The 18,600-nt window shown below is 30.8% G+C and carries 15 protein-coding genes and 3 pseudogenes; 3 read left to right on the top strand and 15 right to left on the bottom strand.

Annotation, left to right across the window (positions count from 1 at the left end; translation table 11 throughout):
• Positions 1 to 54: 54 nt before the first annotated feature.
• From ASC84_RS12975 to ASC84_RS12955, 5 genes are all read right to left on the bottom strand, one after another.
• Positions 55 to 795, bottom strand: coding sequence for a molecular chaperone (locus ASC84_RS12975; protein WP_056515333.1), 741 nt, complete (start codon positions 793 to 795; stop codon positions 55 to 57).
• Positions 795 to 2,084 carry a fimbrial protein gene (locus ASC84_RS12970; protein ID WP_004721678.1) on the bottom strand — a complete coding sequence of 430 codons (1,290 nt, stop codon included), beginning with the start codon at positions 2,082 to 2,084 and terminating at the stop codon, positions 795 to 797. The genes ASC84_RS12975 and ASC84_RS12970 overlap by 1 nt, the downstream gene beginning before the upstream one ends.
• Entirely contained in the window at positions 2,081 to 4,675 is a 2,595-nt protein-coding gene (locus tag ASC84_RS12965) for a fimbria/pilus outer membrane usher protein (protein WP_056515332.1), read from the bottom strand. The genes ASC84_RS12970 and ASC84_RS12965 overlap by 4 nt, the downstream gene beginning before the upstream one ends.
• A 17-nt stretch (positions 4,676 to 4,692) precedes the next feature.
• Positions 4,693 to 5,439, bottom strand: a complete 747-nt coding sequence (locus tag ASC84_RS12960) for a molecular chaperone (protein WP_056515329.1) — start codon at positions 5,437 to 5,439, stop codon at positions 4,693 to 4,695.
• Between the two features lie 62 nt (positions 5,440 to 5,501).
• Entirely contained in the window at positions 5,502 to 6,044 is a 543-nt protein-coding gene (locus tag ASC84_RS12955; RefSeq protein ID WP_056515326.1) for a fimbrial protein, read from the bottom strand.
• 403 nt (positions 6,045 to 6,447) lie between these two features.
• Between ASC84_RS12955 and ASC84_RS12950 the strand changes: the two genes are divergently transcribed.
• On the top strand, positions 6,448 to 6,822 hold the full coding sequence (locus tag ASC84_RS12950) for a DUF1090 family protein (protein WP_004721683.1): 375 nt from the start codon (positions 6,448 to 6,450) through the stop codon (positions 6,820 to 6,822).
• Between the two features lie 1,626 nt (positions 6,823 to 8,448).
• Positions 8,449 to 9,714, top strand: a pseudogene (locus ASC84_RS12945) (tyrosine-type recombinase/integrase).
• 779 nt (positions 9,715 to 10,493) lie between these two features.
• On the opposite strand, the gene ASC84_RS12940 reads toward ASC84_RS12945, so the two are convergent.
• The 9 genes and pseudogenes from ASC84_RS12940 to ASC84_RS12895 all read right to left on the bottom strand — a co-directional run bounded on the left by ASC84_RS12940 (position 10,494) and on the right by ASC84_RS12895 (position 17,295).
• Positions 10,494 to 10,706 (bottom strand): hypothetical protein, encoded by a 213-nt coding sequence (locus ASC84_RS12940; protein WP_056515323.1) that lies wholly within the window; start codon positions 10,704 to 10,706, stop codon positions 10,494 to 10,496.
• Positions 10,707 to 10,778: 72 nt separating this feature from the next.
• A complete protein-coding gene (locus ASC84_RS12935) occupies positions 10,779 to 11,006 on the bottom strand; it encodes a hypothetical protein (RefSeq protein ID WP_056515319.1) in 228 nt (75 codons plus the stop codon).
• Between the two features lie 101 nt (positions 11,007 to 11,107).
• On the bottom strand, positions 11,108 to 11,323 hold the full coding sequence (locus ASC84_RS12930; protein WP_056515317.1) for a cold-shock protein: 216 nt from the start codon (positions 11,321 to 11,323) through the stop codon (positions 11,108 to 11,110).
• 801 nt (positions 11,324 to 12,124) lie between these two features.
• Positions 12,125 to 12,352, bottom strand: a complete 228-nt coding sequence (locus ASC84_RS12920; RefSeq protein WP_004720139.1) for a hypothetical protein — start codon at positions 12,350 to 12,352, stop codon at positions 12,125 to 12,127.
• A gap of 67 nt (positions 12,353 to 12,419) precedes the next feature.
• The gene (locus ASC84_RS12915; protein ID WP_004720137.1) at positions 12,420 to 12,605 is read right to left on the bottom strand and encodes a hypothetical protein; all 186 of its coding nucleotides are present in this window, start codon (positions 12,603 to 12,605) and stop codon (positions 12,420 to 12,422) included.
• Between the two features lie 528 nt (positions 12,606 to 13,133).
• Positions 13,134 to 13,807, bottom strand: a pseudogene (locus ASC84_RS12910) (IS5 family transposase); the annotation flags it as partial.
• Positions 13,808 to 14,277: 470 nt separating this feature from the next.
• Entirely contained in the window at positions 14,278 to 14,514 is a 237-nt protein-coding gene (locus ASC84_RS12905; protein ID WP_056515433.1) for a hypothetical protein, read from the bottom strand.
• A gap of 1,611 nt (positions 14,515 to 16,125) precedes the next feature.
• The gene (locus ASC84_RS23290) at positions 16,126 to 16,272 is read right to left on the bottom strand and encodes a hypothetical protein (protein WP_227515145.1); all 147 of its coding nucleotides are present in this window, start codon (positions 16,270 to 16,272) and stop codon (positions 16,126 to 16,128) included.
• A 723-nt stretch (positions 16,273 to 16,995) separates the two neighbouring features.
• On the bottom strand, positions 16,996 to 17,295 hold the full coding sequence (locus tag ASC84_RS12895; RefSeq protein ID WP_056515314.1) for a hypothetical protein: 300 nt from the start codon (positions 17,293 to 17,295) through the stop codon (positions 16,996 to 16,998).
• 241 nt (positions 17,296 to 17,536) lie between these two features.
• Between ASC84_RS12895 and ASC84_RS22935 the strand changes: the two genes are divergently transcribed.
• Complete coding sequence (locus ASC84_RS22935) at positions 17,537 to 17,680, top strand: hypothetical protein (protein ID WP_171252544.1); 144 nt, start codon at positions 17,537 to 17,539, stop codon at positions 17,678 to 17,680.
• An 812-nt stretch (positions 17,681 to 18,492) separates the two neighbouring features.
• Here the strand turns inward: ASC84_RS22935 and ASC84_RS12890 are convergent.
• Positions 18,493 to 18,600, bottom strand: a pseudogene (locus ASC84_RS12890) (IS5/IS1182 family transposase); the annotation flags it as partial.

Raw genomic sequence — 18,600 nt, 5'->3', positions numbered from 1 at the left:
GCTAAGCATCAGATTTTATTAGAACATATAGAACTATACCAAGGTTCTATATCATTAGCTAAATGGGTTCAGATTTTTCTGAAAGTGAATTGCATTACCATCATCATCAAGAAAATTAAAGCTAAGTTTATATAAATTATCATTTTTATTAAGTTCACCAGCTATTTCATAACGTTTAGTTGAATACGGGTAGCACATCATGTCCATTTCTGATTGTATATATATTTTTTGAGAAGAACTTTCAATTTTTAAGTTGATCAATGAAGCATGATAAGGCGTGGGATTTTCACACTCGATATAATTTTTTTTATCTTGTTCAACGATTTTGAAATGTATTTTTTCTACAATCATTTCAGGCAACATTTTTGCGATCTGTTTAGGACGATAAAATAATTTAAGCTGAGTATTCATTGCTAAATTCATATACGCAGCTTGATCGCTATGGCGCTTAATCATTGGTATTTCATATAGATTTAACCAAAAAACAGTTTCTCTATCGTTTGGTAGAGCCTTGCCATTATATAAAATTCTAAGCCCGTGAATGTCATTTGATGCGAGTTTTACAAAAGGTGGTAATATTAGAAACGGCATATTATTAATATCAGGATCCCCTTCTCCTTGATCAACCCATGTTTGTAGAATAATAGGATAGTCATTAGTATTTGCTAACATTAGACTTTGTTCATGCTCACCGTCCTTAAAAACTACCCGTGTTTTAGCAGCCAATACCCCAGCTTGACATAGAAATGAATAAAACAAACAAATACATAATAGTGTAAATTTTGTTATTTTCATTACTGTACCTTAACTAATACATATGCTGTGGAATTAACTTTCCCAGCTTTAATTGGTTCAGTTCCAGGTAGTTTTTTTAAGATTGCGGTAAAATTATGTAGATAATGCGTATAGCCTGACTCTGTTGATGCCCCTGTTTGCGCTCCACTTAGTACAGGATACCAACCAGCAGCAGTACCCCCACCTGCTAAACCTGGCTGACCAACAAAATTCATATCTGTCCCAGTATTTGTGTTTTTTAAGAAAATTCCTACACCTTTTGCTGACTGTGCATCAGTATAATTATCTGAGAGTAAAGCAGTCACACCATTTTGGGCATTTACTAAACCTAATTGTTGTGCTGCTGCAAATGCACCATTTGAAGTCTGTATACCAATAGCAGTCTGATTACTTGCTGTACCTGAAGTAACTTGATTGGAACATTCAATAGATACATTAAAGTTCTCTTGTACAGATTGATTTGCACCAAGCGCTAGAGTATTAATCGTATTGAAAAAAACAATAGGAGTCGCATTTCGAGCAACACAAGTTGGCTGATTCGCAAGTGAGTTTCCAGAGCGCATTCCATAGCCTATCCCATTATTTACCCCCCAAAATCTATAATTTGTATTCGAATCTTCTCCAACATTATCACTGGTTAAACCAGGTCCTTTTAATTGAATATATGCATTAGGCTGTATACAGGTATATGAACCCACCGTGATTTGATTGTCTATACCAGTTCCACAATAAGCGCTACCTGAACCAGATTGAGGTGCTAAACGGCTAACTCTATAGAGTTCTGCATAAAGCGATGGGATATCTTGTAGTCTAATTCGTATTTTACTTCCGACAGTTTGGTAATTTTTGACTGGCAAGGATTTCCAATAGCGAGTTAAAACCACCCCATCCATTGTTTGTTTAAGACCAACATACTTATAGTAAGTTGCATATACATTGGGAAGCCCATCATACAGTCCACCCAAATCCCAATAGCCCCCTACTCGATCATCACCATTTGTAGCTACCAAGAATTGGATATTCGGTAAATCTGTAAGGTCACACTCCCAAAATACTGTCGAGGCATTCGCTCCACCATAGGTATAACTTGTTGGAGGGACAACAGCACTCCCCATTAAACTCCCAACAGGTTGTAAATATAAACTTGTTAAGTTTACTTTTCCAAACACAATAGGTGCAGTAGTACCATCAGTTGCTAGAAAGTTTCCCACTTTTGTACAGTTAGCATGGGCAAAGATAGATAAAAAGAATCCCAATAAAATTAATATTTTGAATTGTATGCGGATCATTTCAACTCTCCAGATTTACACATTTCTTCCAGACGAATAATCGTTTGTTTAAGAAGTTCATCATTCAGCTGATAATGAACATCACATTTCTGATCTGATTCTTCGCCCCATTTGACAGTTAGAACCCCTTGCTTTGCTGGAGTACGAACATACATTTGACCACTTTGCCCCACCATTCCAATCACATTATTTTGCGAATCAATTACATCAGCACCTAAAGGAACAAATTCATCAGCATCCAATTTTGCTTGGATGAGTAATGGATAACCCATTCTGGTTTTAAACTTTACTTTTACCGCTGCACCAGCATAGGGAACAATACGTTGATCATTTGTTTCAATCTCAACACGATCAGAAATGCCTTTTGGTTCTAATGAAATATTGTTATAGCGATAAGGTGTAATTGCAGGAATAAGTGCATAGCCTTGATGATTAATTCGTGTACCTTGACCATTGAAGAGTCGTGCACCTTCAGCGCCTTTGGCTTCAACTAAAGCAAAAGTTTCACCAAGGTATGGACCAAATGTGATCCCTCCAGAATGCACCGCTAATGCGCCTTGCAGATTAGTTGAAACTTGCCAGTAGTTATCACTCATTGAAGCATTTAGACCTAAATTACTATTGTCTAGACGTTTATTGAGATTTGTATTCCAAGTCGTCACTTGCATATTTCGATCATGGCTGAGACCTACTGCATAATTCAGTGATTGATCCTGAGTTAAAGAACCAGACAATGTACTTTGATAAAACTCTTTAGCGTTTTCAGCATGTGAGTAAGCTAAATCTAAATTCGGTAAATTTGCTTTTTTGTATCGTCCTAAAGGAAAGCTCAAGGAAAGATTCACTGAGGTATCTTGACGATTATCAAGTAGTTTTGAATCTATTTCATCAAATCTATTGTTGATGATATTGTCATAAGCATAACGTTGTCGCATTACAGCCAGATTGAGCGTCAAACCATTTTGAAATGCTTTGCCGTATCCAATTTGTGCCTGTACATCATTATCACGACCATCACGGTAGTTTTGTGCTGACCCTGATAAAAATAATATCCCGTAATCACCAAGGCTTTGGTTCAGCGTAATTTCAAAACGGGAGCGTTGTTGGTAAGTCGATGACTCCCAACGATAACCATGTTTATAAGAATTCCTCAGCCCAATAACATCGCCTAGATCTCTATATCCTTCAGTTGAATAACGATAGCCTGCTAAAGATACTGTCGTGTTGGTAGGCTGAAAAGTCTTACTATAGGTCAGGTTAGTCATCCAACCTGTTATTATATTTTCATCAGGTAAATTTGCTCTAGAGTAAGTTAAGTTAGCACCAAAAGCACCAATATGTGATGCATATGTTCCGCCTAAGAGGCCAGCTTGATAACCATCTGCTAAACGTAATCCTGAATTTAAAGTGACGCTATTACTTATTCCTCGTTGATAAGTAAGATTAGAGAAAAAAGTGTCCTCTCCAATATCACGAGTTTTCCCTACATCTAAGTTATAACGTGAAGCACCTAAACGTAGAGACTCAGGTACAGCTGAAAATGGAACACTAAACTGAGAAATCGTTCCATCAGCTTCTCTAACTTTAACGATTAAATCACCATTAAAATTTGTAGGATATAAATCAGAAATTTTAAACGCGCCTGGCGCTACTGTTGTCTGATAAATCTCCTTACCATTTTGCAATATAGAAACATTTGCATTGGTTTTAGCTATACCTTGAATCGTTGGTGCATAGCCTCGTAATGAATCAGGTAACATCCTTTCATCGGAACTAAGGCTCAATCCATTAAAACTTAACCCTGAGAAAAACTTTCCAGAACTATAGGTCTGCCCTAAAGTCAGTACACCTTGAATAGGTTCTATAGGGCGAGAAATATAACTACGAATATTGGTCCATTTTGTCCCTATTTCTGGACTATAATTAATATTAGACTGTTGACGATATTGCCATTTTCCAATGTTTACACCACCATTTAAAGATACATATGCAGCAGATTGAGTCTGCGAATGGTCCTGTAATTGATATGAAGTATGATAATAATTACCCAGATAATTGATAAAACCAATACTTTCACCCGCATCCCATTGGGATGCATTAACATAACCCCGTGGAATATTATGCATATCATTTTGAGGGATACTAATATCAAGTCGAAGCTTTTCAAAATTAAAATCTATTGAGCTGGATTGAATATAATTTGATAAGAGAACACATTGATCTTGCTGTTTTTTAATATTTATCAAAATTTGCTCTGAAATTCCTAATTTTTCTATAGCAACTAAATCAAAACATGGTGAAATATTTTTTTGTTGGTCTTCTACAAACTTTAAATCCATACGTTCAATAATTTGCTTGTTAACAAAAACATCCACTTTGTAAAAGCCTGGCAATATATCTTCTTTTTCACTTAAACGTTCTAATAGCTTAATTTGATGATCAGATTGCCCACGGAATAATGCTTGATCAAATATATATTCACCATCGTTATTAACATGATCATTTGCATCGGCAGAATTATAACCACCAATCAAGTAACCTACTAAAAATATAGACAATAAGCTTCTACGGCCAAAATATTCAGCAAACATAATATTATACTCGCTTATTATTTATTCAGAGGAATCTCGTGGACGACTAAAGCACCATAATCATTAACAAGGGTAAGTTTAATTTTTGAATCTTTTAAACTATGCGTATTATTATTTATTACCCAATTAACTTTAGCTTTTGGAGCAATTAAGTCATTTTTTTTCACCACGATTTCGCTATTTCCAGCAACTAAACTTAATTCTTTAATATTCACATAATATTCAGACGAATTTTGAATGTTTAATTGCTTTTTTGTTCCATCATTTTCCAAGGCAAATTGAACTTTTTTATAAGCATCTGCTGTAGAACCTTTCAAATTTTTAGGACGGTAAAAAACCTTGACACGATTCTTAAATACAATCATTAAACGGCTACTATCGCTGTCTTGTTTTTTTAGTGCAGGAAACTCAGAAAAATTCAAATAAAACAGTGACTCAACATCCTTTGAGACGTTTTCCTCACCCGTAAATATTAAGCGTACAGTTTGTCCAGTATTTGGATTTATCCGAAAAATCTGTGGACTAACAACAAAGGGAGCTTTGCTTTTTTCAAGAGTAGAATCTTCATCCCCTTCATCTAGCCAAATTTGTACAAGGTTTGGATATTGATCTTTATTTTGTAAGTAAATCGTTTTTTCATTTTGGCCATCAGGAAAAATTACACGTGTTCCTGTAAGAACTACACCTGAGAAGGCAGCGGACATTATGGTTAAGCCACCAATCAAAATATGACTTTTTATAATATTGACGATCCACCTACTCATTTTTACCACTCCAACCAAAAAATTGATTGATCTGCTACTTAAGTAGCAGATCAGATAAAACCTTATTGATAGCTTAAGGTGTATTCAACAACTGAGGTCACAGCACCTTGTGTTGCACCACCAGCTTCAGAAATATAACGCGCACCAAAATCATGGCTGGCACTTGTTGCACCATTGAGTAATTTCAGACCTTCAACAGCTGTTGGCCCATTTAGAACAACTGAAGTTGTTCCAGCAGCTTCTTTAGTCAACTGAATCGCAACATTAGTAGCAGGATTAACTGTTGCTACATTGCCTAAATTGCCACTCGTAGTTACTGAGTGACCTAAAAATTTTGTTTTAATATCAAGATCTGAGCTAGGTGCAGTACATCCAGTGACATTAATCGTAAAAGGTGTCAAACCTGCTGTGGCACCAGAAGAAGTTAGCGTATTTGCTGATACCGTAGGTAGTAAAACCACGCCATTGGTTCCACCATTGATTGAAGCTTGGCAAGTTTGATCTGTAACTTCCCCTTGAAATGTTACTGTAGGCGCAGCATTTGCAACGCCTGTAACCATAATGCTCATAGTTGCTATTGCTAGAAAACGATTTACTAATTTCATAAATACACCTTTAAATGATAAATAAAACCAAATGAAACTATGAGGATAATAATCTTTAAGCGATAAAAAATTCTTTACATTTCACACAAATTACTTATACATTTAAAACAAATTTTCTTAAAAATTTAAATATAAATTTATTATTTTAAAAAATTATTTATTGAATTCAATTAGATAAATTTACTCATAACTCACAAGAAAAAGAGTGATAAGTTTAACAAAAATAATAAAATACCCAATACAAGACAAATTATTGAATTTTAATAATGACTTAAAGAAATAAAATGAAATCAATCATATTTATCAAGTTTATTATTCAAATTTATTTATCAAATAACTTGAAAAAAAAATATTTTTCAAACTAAAATAAAAACAATCAAACGCTAAAAAGGAAATTACCTGAATGAATTTTTATAAATGTATTGCTACAGCCTCAATAATCTTCGTATCAATTAACACTTCAAATGCTCAAAATTTTCAATCATGCGAATCAAAACAACAAGAAATCGAAAGTAAATTAAAAATTGCGATACAACATAATAATACATACGAAATAAATGGTCTTAAAAAAGCACTAAAAGAAAATCAGATACATTGCAATAATGTGACATTAAAGCAAAAAACAGACACTAAAATTAAAGAAAAAGAAATTAAAATACAAAAACTTAAATCAGAAATACAACTAGAGCAAAAATCTGGAAATTTAAATAAGATTAAAAAGAAAGAACGTAAAATTGAAGCCTTAGAAAATGAAATAAAAACATTAAAATCTCAATAATTAAAAAGGGAAATTCAGTTCCTTTGAACTGAATTTCCAATATACCTTAAATATTTTCCTTATCTAAACTCATTTTTAAAGTAAAATATAAATATTCATAATCTTTACTTGTCGCTTCTTTCAATACTTTTTTAATTTGTTCATCATTCCAACCTTGATATTTAACTCTCGTTAAGAAGATAGAAATGAGAATAAATGCATGATCACCTTTCCTTAGATAAGTTCGATTATATTTTCGTTTAACCTTTGTGCTTGATTTTGACAAAACAATAATTACTTAAAAAAACTGGACGTTAAAGTTTAAAATTATTGATTATTATTTTCTTTACATCTTAAACATTTTGTTTATCATATAAAACAAAAATGCTAAATAATCAGAAAAATTCTATAAATATAAATACCTTACATTAAAACCATTAATCATACTACCATTTCAAATTAAGTAATCAATTGTTTAACTTCCAAACATAAATAAATATAGATGCTTTAATTTAGCGTAATTAATTGTTTTTAAAAAATATTGATCATCTAATAATAAAAACGGAGTCCTACTAGATGAGCTTTAAATTCCAGTCCATGATCTCAAAATTCTCAATAGTGGTTTTGGACTTCCGTAGTAAATCTTGCCCCCCTTTCCTTCAAAAATAAGGGAAATAATCTTTTTCGGTATATTATTATTTTCATACTAACCTTTGATTTTAATTCCAATAATTTTCGATTCCATAAAAATGATTTTGACCATTTGCAAAGTGCGTAGAATGATAAATTTTATGATGGCAGAACCCGCTATATCTAGAGAATTGTAACTACGCCATTAATCAGTATAGACGATGCTATCAGATGTTATTTTATCTGTAATTACATAAGCATATAGTTCGTCTTGCTTCAAGTTGTCCTTTTAAATTTCGCACACCTTGTATATTTTTCTTAACTTCAGAGCGTAAAACAATAATCACTTTAGTTAAATAGAGATAACCCACCTCTTTTACGACATCCCCTATCTTCATCTTATCAATAGCACGAGCAGATCATGCCATTTTCTTTTTGTTGCTAATTTCCGCACTCATCTTCGGATTCCTTTTTGTGAATCAGCCTCAATTTGTTAAGATGGCGACCGAGAGAAACCAATTTGTTTCCTCACACATTGTTGACTCAATTTTGGCACTAATAAAAGTACACTAAAGCGATGCTTTTTCCTTTGCTTAGGTCAGATTTGCACAGAAGTTGTTAGAATTGGTTAGATAGCCAAACTTTCAAAATAAACTTATTTATTATTTAAATTTAGAGATTTAACATACATGAATAGCATGGAAACAATGGCTGACTTATCCTCCCACACCCCTATGATGCAGCAGTGTTTTATATTTGATATTAAATAATTTTTTAAAAATTTATTCAAAAAGGTATACATAAAGGTACACTTAAGAAAAATTCACAATTTGTGTATTTAAATTTTCAGTTCGATAGAAGCGGTGTCCGTATAGCACTTGTTTTATACAGTCCAACCCCATCCAACATAAATTTATTTTTCAATAGCTTAACAAAATAACATTCCAACCACGTCTTGCCTAATCCGACTATTTCCAATATTCTATGGGGGTTATTATGTGGGACAAGAACAACCTTATGCCTAAGAAAGCAAAAGAACTATCTGCACTCAGTGTAGCAAAAATCAAAAAAATGGTAGGCACGCCGTAGGTGGTGTAGATGGCTTGCACCTACGTATTGTGAATGATTCGCGTGCTTGGATTTTACGTGTTGTTGTAGGACAGCGCTTTGATGAAAATGGTAAACAGCAAGTCCATCGCCGTGATATTGGTTTAGGCTCATACCCTGAGGTGTCACTTGCAGAGGCAAGAACAAAAGCGCAAGAAATGAAAGCTCAAATCCGAAATGGGATTGATCCAATCAAAAAAAAGCAAGATCAACTTCAAGCTTTACGTATTCAAAAAACTTCGTGATCGTACTTTTCGTGAATGTGCTCAAATTGTGATTGCTAATAAATCACGTGAGTTAAAAAATCAGAAGCATATTACTCAATGGTCAACTACATTAGAAACTTATATCTATCCTATTTTAGGTGACCGTGTGATTGGCTCTATTAATAAAGTCGATATTGCTAAGGTTTTAGAACCTATCTGGGCTGAGAAAAATGAAACGGCTTCGTGGCCGTATTGAAACTATTTTTGATTATGCCAAGGCTATGGAATATTTTGAAGGGGGGATAATCCTGCATAATGAAAAGGTAACTTAAAACCTATTCTAGGTAATTTAAAACAGGTATCACGCCCTCACCCTTCTTTACCTTATGATCAGGTTACTACATTCGTTCAACACCTTCGCGAGAAAGATGGTATTTCTACAAAAGCACTTGAATTTGCTATTTTAACAGCATGTCGCTCTGGTGAAATCTTTGGTGCAAGATGGCAAGAAATTGATTTTGAATCTAAAGTTTAGATCATCCCTAAAGAGCGTATGAAAGCGGATAAGGAACATCGTGTTCCATTATCCAAAGAAGCTATCACATTGCTTGAATCCATTAAACTGTATACCCAACCTCAGAATTTTATCTTCCCAGCTCCGCGTGGTGGTGGCATGCTTTCTGATATGTCACTAACAGCATTAATTAAGTGTATGCATGAACAAAAACTTAAAGAAAATAGATTATGCTATCTTGATCCTAAACAAAACCGAGTAATTACCACGCATGGCTTTCGCTCCACGTTCCGTGACTGGTCAGCAGACAAAACTGACTCCCCACGTGAGGTCTGTGAGCATGTATTAGCTCATAAACTACCAGATGAGGTAGAGGCTGCTTACCTTCGTGGAGCTTATCTCGAAAAACGTAAAGCATTAATGGCTGATTGGGCTAAATTTTGTAAAAATAAGTGACATAAACCAATGCTTCTACCTTAAAAGGCAGATGCATTGTTGATTTTATTGCATTTATAAATATTTAAACCAAAGCAAATAGACTTACTTACACCTGTGATAATCTTATTCCTAAAAAAGACTCACGGATCTAAAAATACGTTAGATTGTTCTCATGCTCTTTTTTGAAGTCGTGAGCAATCAAGGCTTCATTCATTATCTTATTTATCATTCAGCTGGGCCTCTGCATCTTCCTTGGTAATTATGCTGCAATGGTTTAATTAAAATTAATTTAAAATTAAAATCAAAAACTTAATAAAATTAAAATAAATCTTGGTGCAATAAATGGCGTAAATTAATTTTTATCTGTTTGAGTATTTTATTTGATGATATCTGCAAGTAATCATATTTTAACAATTAATGAGACCATAAATGTGCTCAAAATATGTAATTCCCAGCCGAGAAATCTTGTCATTTTTATGGTTGATAATTTTGAAATTATAAATTAGTAAATTTTAATAGCCCTCATTAATTAAAGGACTAATGTACAAATCAGTAGTTCTTTGAGATTAACCTAGAAATAATTCTATTTTGTATCTAAGTTATTTTTGAAATATGGACCTAATAGAGTGTCCCAAGCATCAACTATTTGCTGGTATTCACGTAATGTCCTAAATTTTTTAATTAATCATTTAATCATAATTAAGTCTTAAGTATATAAATCTTTAAATCTTTAATTCTATTTTTTTATAATTAAAGCCCTCTAACTGAGGGTTTTATTTAACTCATCATTCAAAGCACTATAAATAAGAGATTTTATCAATCTTAAAAATTTTACCACTCAATGTACTTTGAAAAAACATTTCGAAGCTTGGTCGTATATCTTCGCCTTCAACTGTAATGTATTTTAAATTTGAAAAACATTGGGTATTGGCGAAATAGTTATCTACTGTTGCTTGGATGAGATATTTTATTCCAAACTGGTCTTTAACACTGATATTTTGTTTAAGCATTACGATATCCTAATAAAATTATGGTAGAAATAATGGATCTACCTAAGTATCCATTAGCTAATTGAGTCGTATTTAAATAACTCTATCATTTAATTTTAATAGTTGATTTATCGATGCATAGAAAGTACGTCCATCTAAATTTAAATCAACTTCAATTCCAGAAGAAAGCAGAACTCTTTTACCAACTTCAACTGTTTTGAAACCTTCACGTGTACTTTGTATTTTATTTAGAGGAATTAAAGACACAATAATTTCTGTACCATTTTTAGATTTTGCAATTAAATCACTTATTTTTAACAATTTACATCCTAATTTTAAACTTATCGACAATCTTAAAATTAATTTTAAGAGAAAATAAAAAGCACTATTTAGTGCTCTTATTTATTACTATCTATAATTACTTATACAGCAACAATATTTATAGCATTTGGGCCCTTTTGACCTTGTGCAATACTGAATTCAACAGGTTGCCCTTCAGCAAGCGTTTTGAAACCTGAGCTAGCGATTTCACTAAAATGAGCAAAAACATCTGGACCTGATTCTGGTTGAATAAAACCGAAACCTTTAGCTTCATTAAACCACTTAACAGTACCTTTCATGATATTTGAATTAGACATAATAAATCCTATTTTATAAAAATTTTAGTCAGTTTATTGACTATCTGTAACATCGAAATAATAAGAATGGAGCTTAAAATCTTAAAAAAACGAAGGATTATGACTAATACTGCGGGACTTAGAGAAGATTTACCAAACATGATTTTTTCTAGTTATGTTCATTGTATACCTAAAATTAAATTAATCAAGTTTTCTTATATATATATTTATTTTATTTATAAAAATCACTTTTAAATTCTAATTTACAAGAAAAATTAATCTAAAAAATCATTAATAAACTTGATCTTACATCTATTTTCTTTTTCGGAAAATAATTCATTTCATTTAATAACATTCCTAGATATAAATTTACGCAGAAGAATGTTATAATATAACATTTATAAAATGAGTTCTTTATGACAAATCAATATATTAATAGAAATTTCTATGTTTTAATTTTGGTCTTATTTATATCAATTCTGACAACCAATGTAATTCATAATGATTTTTCTGATACTTTATTAACGGTAATAAACTGTTTTATAATTATAAAAATCTTACATGTGTTATCAATTCAAGTCTTAAAAACAATTTTTGAAATATGTAATCCTTAATTCTTTAAGGTTATATAATTTCTACAATACTCTTTTCTAATTTCATCAGTATTCATAAATTGATAATCAAACTTTTCATATCTAATTCGGTGTAAATAATCATTCTTATTTTGTTTAATGTCAGCCAACAAAAAGTCATTGAACGATTGATTTCTTAATCTTGGGAATACACTAATTCTCATAATTATCTCCTTTAAAAAATTTAGCTTCAGTCCAAAAAACTTCTATACATTGGATCTTCTTCAATGAAGAAAATGTCATCTGTTCCAATTTGAGCCCATTGATAAGTACCAAAGATTCGGCTCAACTTTTGATTGAATGAATTATATACATTAATCAAGTTAGATCGCTCATCATATTCCCCTATGTATTGGACGATAGGATATTGATGAAACTCTTCAAACATTTTATGTACTGTAACTTTTTTCATGCTCATTTTATAACTCCTTATGAATCAAAGGGGTATAAAACCCTTTGATTACAAGATCATGCTTTTAAAAATATCATTTTGAGTTGGGAGCTTGTTGATGCTCTTTTGCATTATTATCTTGTTTAGGTTTAACACCAGCATTTTGCTGATCTTGATTACCTTGTTGCTGTTTTTGAGATTGATTACCTTTATCGCTATCAGGTTGCTTAGATGTTTGGTTATTTTGATCTGAACCTGGTTGATTTGTAGAATTAGACATAATAATTATCCTTTTTTTGTCATTAACATTAATGACAAGATCAGCATGTACCCTTATTTAAATAATAGATACAACTTATATGTATCGGCATATATTTAAATTTTAAAAAACTCCAACAATATTGTTTTATATGAAATTAATATTTTAACAATCAATTATATTAATATAAGTAGCTACAAGAAAAATATACCAACAACCTTGCAATATTTAAATCTTTAGCCAAATAAAAAAGCCCTTATACAAAAATATCAATAAACTCTAAAATATTAATTTTAATTATTTTAAAAATGAAAAATTTATTAAACTATTATTCCATAACAATAAAATATTATTCATATAAACATTATTTTCAAGTTCATCGAAAAGTGCTATTGAATAGCTTAAGTTTAAACTTTACTCCCATTAAACACAGGTCGAAAATTTAGCCTATTTAAAAAATAGGCAAGCATGTAGTATTGTATATTCTGAATTGGCTTTGTTGCACAAAGATTGAAAAGTTAATACTTACTCAAGTCACTCAAATCAAATTTAAGGCATAACTTGAGTATGAGGTCTGCCTAATTCGGTAAATTTATTCAATACCGCTACTCGCGCATGAATTTCATTGACCTGACTTTCAAAGTTTCTTGCACTCAGTTTGTCGCCAAGTAATTTGATGCAGTGCATCTTAGTTTCCACTAAACTTCTTCAGTAGTAGCCCGACCATTTTTTCCATATCGTCCAGCCTAAACGCTTTACTGTATCGAGTGGCGCATTACGTTCGATCGAACTTATTCGAGTATCTTTCCATGGTTTGCCATTCTTCCTTGGTGGATAATCGCATGTGCATTTCGATCTGCTACCAACTGGCGACACCGTTTCGTGTCATATGTTCCACCGGTATACACTGAATCGAGGTGTTCATCTTGTGGGATCTGATTCAATAAATCGCCAAGCACTTGTGAATCACCTACGTTATTTGTTGTTAGCTGAACTGCACGTATTTGTAGGGTTTTAGCGTCTATTGCAATATGTAATTTACGCCATTGTCGTCGATATTCAGGCTAATGTTTCTTACGTTTCCATTCTCCTTCACCTAAAAATTTCAAACCTGTAGAGTCAACTAATAGGTGAAGTCCATCACTGGTTTTTTGATAGCAAATGGCAATATTAATATGTTTTTGTCGTATACAAATCGTCGTGTAGTCTGGCGCAGTCCAACTCTACCTTTGCTAATGGAAGCAAAATTAATTCAAACTTAAGTGATCAGCCTCAAAATCCAGCTAAAGATGATGAAAAAGCTCCTAATAAAGAGCCACAGGATCAAAAAACAAATCAAGAAAAAAAAGATTTAATCACTAAATAGCTTAATAATTTTAAAAAAACCATTTTTATGGTTTTTCCATTATTTTGATATATATAAAAATAGTAATTCTAATTAACAATATCGACTAAAGAATTTTTAGCATCACTAACAAGTTTTAAAAGGTTATTTTTATTTTTCTTGAGAAATCTTAAAAACAGTAAAACCTAGTAAAAAGATACTAACGATTAATACAGCAATCAGAACTACTAACAATTTATTCTTATTCATTAGAGTATAACACTAATAAAATATTTTAATCTATTATTGCTCTCAATTTGAAAAAGAAGCAAACCAATTTTAATTTTCATGTTAATAGTGTTTTAAAATTCAAGAAAAACATCTAACTTCAAGTTGATTATCATCTTGGGTGACTTTTATTTTGATATTTTTATAAGTTCTTTTGCTGGGTTTCATTGATGAACCGACTACATCTTCAAAAAATTCACGGTCTTTCATAAGCTCGCTATATGATTTATAACCAATTAAAATTATTTTGGGAATTCTTTTAGTTTCAAACAATTTACTAAGAATATTATCAAGCTTTTTAACATTAATGATTGGCATATAAAAACCATGGAAGAAAACATAATTATCCATTAAATATCTAAATATGCAATGCTCAATAATTTCTCTCTTAATTAAATACGTAACATTCTATAATTTTGTAAACAGTCATAATTGATATATATCTTTTAAATATTATCTTTTCCGCAATTGAATGTGTGTCTCTTTAGATTCTTAAGCCACTGAGAATCAAGAGTAGTTCCAATTTGGAATGGATCAAATTCATCAATCTTATATCTATTGGCTGATTCTATTCTTATTACGCTATAACGCATCTCGTTTGCATGATCATTTCGATCCATGCTCCAAGTTTATTAGCTAACTTACCACTGTGGCCACCAGACTATGATCCATCTTCAGTTTCGACAAAAATACTTTTATGCTCGATTATAAAAATTTTATCCTAAAAATAAAATAAATACTAAATTGCTGTATCAAGTGCTTCAAATTATTCACAGTATTCTTTCTAAAAAGTCTTGATTTGAACTTGCAATTGAGGCCCCGCAAACAAATAAAGACACTAATAGTAAGAACGCTTTGATATTTTTATAGTACGTAAACATATCTTTAGAATGTGTCACAAGTCTTAGGTCAAAAATCACCCTCTCGATAGAGGGGCTTATCTAGGTCCATCAAAAAATACTAAACACGGATTAAGTATTTCATTAAATATCTATTTAGATATTCTTAACAAAATTTTCATTAAATACAATCTATTTTTAATAAAATGTTTCATCAAATCCACAAAAAATACCCACGCTTTGGGGAAACGTGGGTATATAAACTTTTTAAATTATCTTCTTTACACTAATTATATGTGACTCAAGCAACAATATCAAGATATTACGCCTAAATAATCACATATTTTTAAATTCCTTAAAACCCAAGTTCAAAACAGCAGTTATAACTATAAAAAACAAATGATTAGAAATATAGGCTTGGAAATCAAACTAATGTATTAGATAAACTACACCAATATTGTGCTTAAAAAATATATGCTCTAATTTTAAATACCACAACTAAAAATTAATTTTAGTATTACTTTTTTAAACAATTAGGTTCAAACTGAAGTAACCACCTCTAATAGAGAGGCTTACTAGAATCAATAAAAAAATACAAAAAAGGATGAAAGTATTTCCTCAAATAATAGTTTAGATATTCTTAATAATATTCACTTTAAATCCAACATACTTTTTCATAAAAATTGTTTGATAAAGTATATCTCTACAGACTTGCTTTGAAATAGAGTTCAATTACTAGAAAATTTCATTAAAAGACCAACAAGGTTATTAAAAATCAAATTTTAAACCGAAAACTTTCTTTAGATCTTTACATTAAAAATTAGCTTTGTCTGCTTTCTCTCGATTTAATTACTCTTATCATCCATAGACAACGTATGCTGATGATGTTTTTATCATCCTTAGATAGAGAAGTTTCATGACCTTTAATTTTTAATTTTCAACAACACTCTGACTAAACTAACTTAAAATTTATGATATGCACTTACCCCTAATGATGTATGCAACTAGAACTCTTGAACTTTAATTAAAATTGATTTATTTAAATTTTTTTTACATATTCAACTAAGAATATTCGGAAGTAAACACCTCTCTATTTCGAAATTATTTTAAGTTCTTTCTCAATAATTACATCTATATCATTGGTTAAAATTTCTCCTTCCTTATCAACATTACAATTAAGTAATTCGTGTTCATTGCCATCTTTATCAACTAAAAAGAGTTTATTTTTATATTGCATTTTTTATGCCTTTCTTTATTAGTGACACTAAACTTATTAGTATCATTTTAACTTCAACTTAACAATAAGAATTACATTTTATATGTACAGAAGAACTAGTACGCACTTATCGAGCTTTTAAATTTCAACCTCATCCAAGACGCCTTAAAGCATCTTTTTTAAAAGCATTCTAGCATTTGTTTTTATTAGCTTGACTAGGATGGTAAAATCGTCCATTTCCATTAGGATCTAAAACGATACATATATTTTCCTATTCTTCTATAGGATTTTGACATCTATCCCTTACAGATTTGCTTATATAAAAAGCTCACTAAAAAGTGAGCTTTTTTAAACATTTCCATATTACTTATAAATCCAAACCTCAGATGGAGTACTCCCTATGAGATAAATCAGCAATGTAAGAACAACAAATATAAAGAAGAAAAGTGCAACGTTTATTGAGTCATACATAGTATTGTCACCCTTATTTTATTTTTTGTTCTTTTATTATACAGTAAAATTTAAAATCCTCAAATAGATCTGAATATTTCGTTTCCTGTTAAAAATACCCACGATAGTAAAAGTGGATAAAATACTTGCAAAATAATTGAATAAGAAACTTATACCCAAAAACAAATTTTCATGTACTTTCTTATTTTCACTAGTATTTCAAAAATTATGGCCCAATAACCATAAAAAATTAAGCTAAAAATTTATGTGAAATAGATCCATTTTTTGGTAATTTTAAAATAAACTCTCTTCAACAAATAAATCAGTTATAAGATCCGGATGAGCAGTTTTATACAAAATCAACTTTCTTTTTTCCATTTCTAAAAATAATTTTGGCTCTTTCGACCATGTTGTTTGTCCTGAATTAAGACCTGAATGATTCAAAGCCCAATCTGAAACATTTCCATATATAAACGTATTATCAGCAAAAACCCATTTTGCCTTAGCATCTCCACTTCTGGTAAAAACTTTATATGTTGGTAATGACCCAAATGTACTAATTTGTGTGTAACGGTATTTATAGATTTCAGACATACAATACAATACTTAAAAGATAGATAATTGTATCATCTTGTGTGCCCACTCTACTTAGCAGTTACAATCTAAATCATCAAAATTAAAAAAAGTAGAGCATTTATGCAAACTTAATAAAAATAATAATTTTAGACAATATCTAAAAAATAGGTAACCATACAGAACTCTCTCATAACTCCCCTAATGTAAGTGATTAATAAGAATAATATAAACACTTACTTATTATAAATTAGGCAAAATCATGAAAAGTTTAATTCAAAAGATAAAAGATTATTTTCTAGAAACTGAGTACAAACAGAAAAAAAGTCATCCATCAGCATGGGAAAATAAATCAGATTCATCTGATTCGAAACCTATAGAACCCAAAAAACCTCCAACAAAATAATATTCATTAAAAAATTCCACTGAAAAGTGGAATTTAATTTATCAATACTATCTAAAAAAAAGTACGTCTGAATTTATATCACCAAATAGATACATTAATAATGTAAACACCAAAAATACAATGAAGAAAAACAGGATATTCAAAGAGTAGTGCATAGAATTACTACCTTATTTAATAGTTTTTTATTTAATGTACAACACAAAGACCATGTTGGGTTAAAATTAATTTTTCTAATCCCAACATCTGTCAACCAATTTTTATTGCTAAATTAAAGATTTTTCAATCATGGCTACTTTTGCACAATTTTCAACAGCATCAGAGCGAAAGCTAAATTTCCCTTTAAGAAAGATAAATAGCAATTACAAGTCCTAGCACTATCAACGAGATAATAAGCCAAACATTTATACAATTAAATCTTATGATGAAATCCCACATAAAACACCTCTAAAAACCTGATGAGTATCACATAAAACCACTTATTATACATAAAATTTAATATTTTTAATTATAAAAAATCCCATTGTAAAGCTATCTATTTAACTTATTGTCTATATATCCCTCTATTAGTTTACTTATATCAGTTTCCAAAAATTCTTCTGCAATCCAAAATATTTTAACTTCATCATTAAAATTAACGTTTATTTTTTAGTAAGTAGCGACGATATTTGAGCGTATATCAAGATGATCGAAATAATCTTTTTTATGTGTTTTTGAAATATTTGTGATTGCTTAAAACTATTTAAAGTACCACAAATATAAATATTCATGTAACAGCATATTTTCGATTAACATTAATAGACTTCTTTCATAACTCACTTTTTACTCAGTTCTAAATTATAAATACCTGCAATCAAATTGAACCTTAAGCCAAGTCTTTTCCCTCTATTTCGATAACGCTCTGCAAGGATTTTGAAAGTCTT

Origin of the sequence: Acinetobacter sp. Root1280 (genome assembly GCF_001425285.1) — a bacterium.
Lineage (GTDB): Bacteria > Pseudomonadota > Gammaproteobacteria > Pseudomonadales > Moraxellaceae > Acinetobacter > Acinetobacter guillouiae.
Note: the sequence above shows the minus strand (reverse complement) of the source record. Positions and strands in the feature narration are given on the sequence as shown.

Coding starts and splice junctions, on each gene's coding strand:
- ASC84_RS12975 (WP_056515333.1), bottom strand. CDS start 795: ATGAAAATAACAAAATTTACACTATTATGTATTTGTTTGTTTTATTCA.
- ASC84_RS12970 (WP_004721678.1), bottom strand. CDS start 2,084: ATGATCCGCATACAATTCAAAATATTAATTTTATTGGGATTCTTTTTA.
- ASC84_RS12965 (WP_056515332.1), bottom strand. CDS start 4,675: ATGTTTGCTGAATATTTTGGCCGTAGAAGCTTATTGTCTATATTTTTA.
- ASC84_RS12960 (WP_056515329.1), bottom strand. CDS start 5,439: ATGAGTAGGTGGATCGTCAATATTATAAAAAGTCATATTTTGATTGGT.
- ASC84_RS12955 (WP_056515326.1), bottom strand. CDS start 6,044: ATGAAATTAGTAAATCGTTTTCTAGCAATAGCAACTATGAGCATTATG.
- ASC84_RS12950 (WP_004721683.1), top strand. CDS start 6,448: ATGAATTTTTATAAATGTATTGCTACAGCCTCAATAATCTTCGTATCA.
- ASC84_RS12940 (WP_056515323.1), bottom strand. CDS start 10,706: ATGCTTAAACAAAATATCAGTGTTAAAGACCAGTTTGGAATAAAATAT.
- ASC84_RS12930 (WP_056515317.1), bottom strand. CDS start 11,323: ATGTCTAATTCAAATATCATGAAAGGTACTGTTAAGTGGTTTAATGAA.
- ASC84_RS12920 (WP_004720139.1), bottom strand. CDS start 12,352: ATGAGCATGAAAAAAGTTACAGTACATAAAATGTTTGAAGAGTTTCAT.
- ASC84_RS12915 (WP_004720137.1), bottom strand. CDS start 12,605: ATGTCTAATTCTACAAATCAACCAGGTTCAGATCAAAATAACCAAACA.
- ASC84_RS12905 (WP_056515433.1), bottom strand. CDS start 14,514: ATGCCAATCATTAATGTTAAAAAGCTTGATAATATTCTTAGTAAATTG.
- ASC84_RS23290 (WP_227515145.1), bottom strand. CDS start 16,272: ATGCAATATAAAAATAAACTCTTTTTAGTTGATAAAGATGGCAATGAA.
- ASC84_RS12895 (WP_056515314.1), bottom strand. CDS start 17,295: ATGTCTGAAATCTATAAATACCGTTACACACAAATTAGTACATTTGGG.
- ASC84_RS22935 (WP_171252544.1), top strand. CDS start 17,537: ATGAAAAGTTTAATTCAAAAGATAAAAGATTATTTTCTAGAAACTGAG.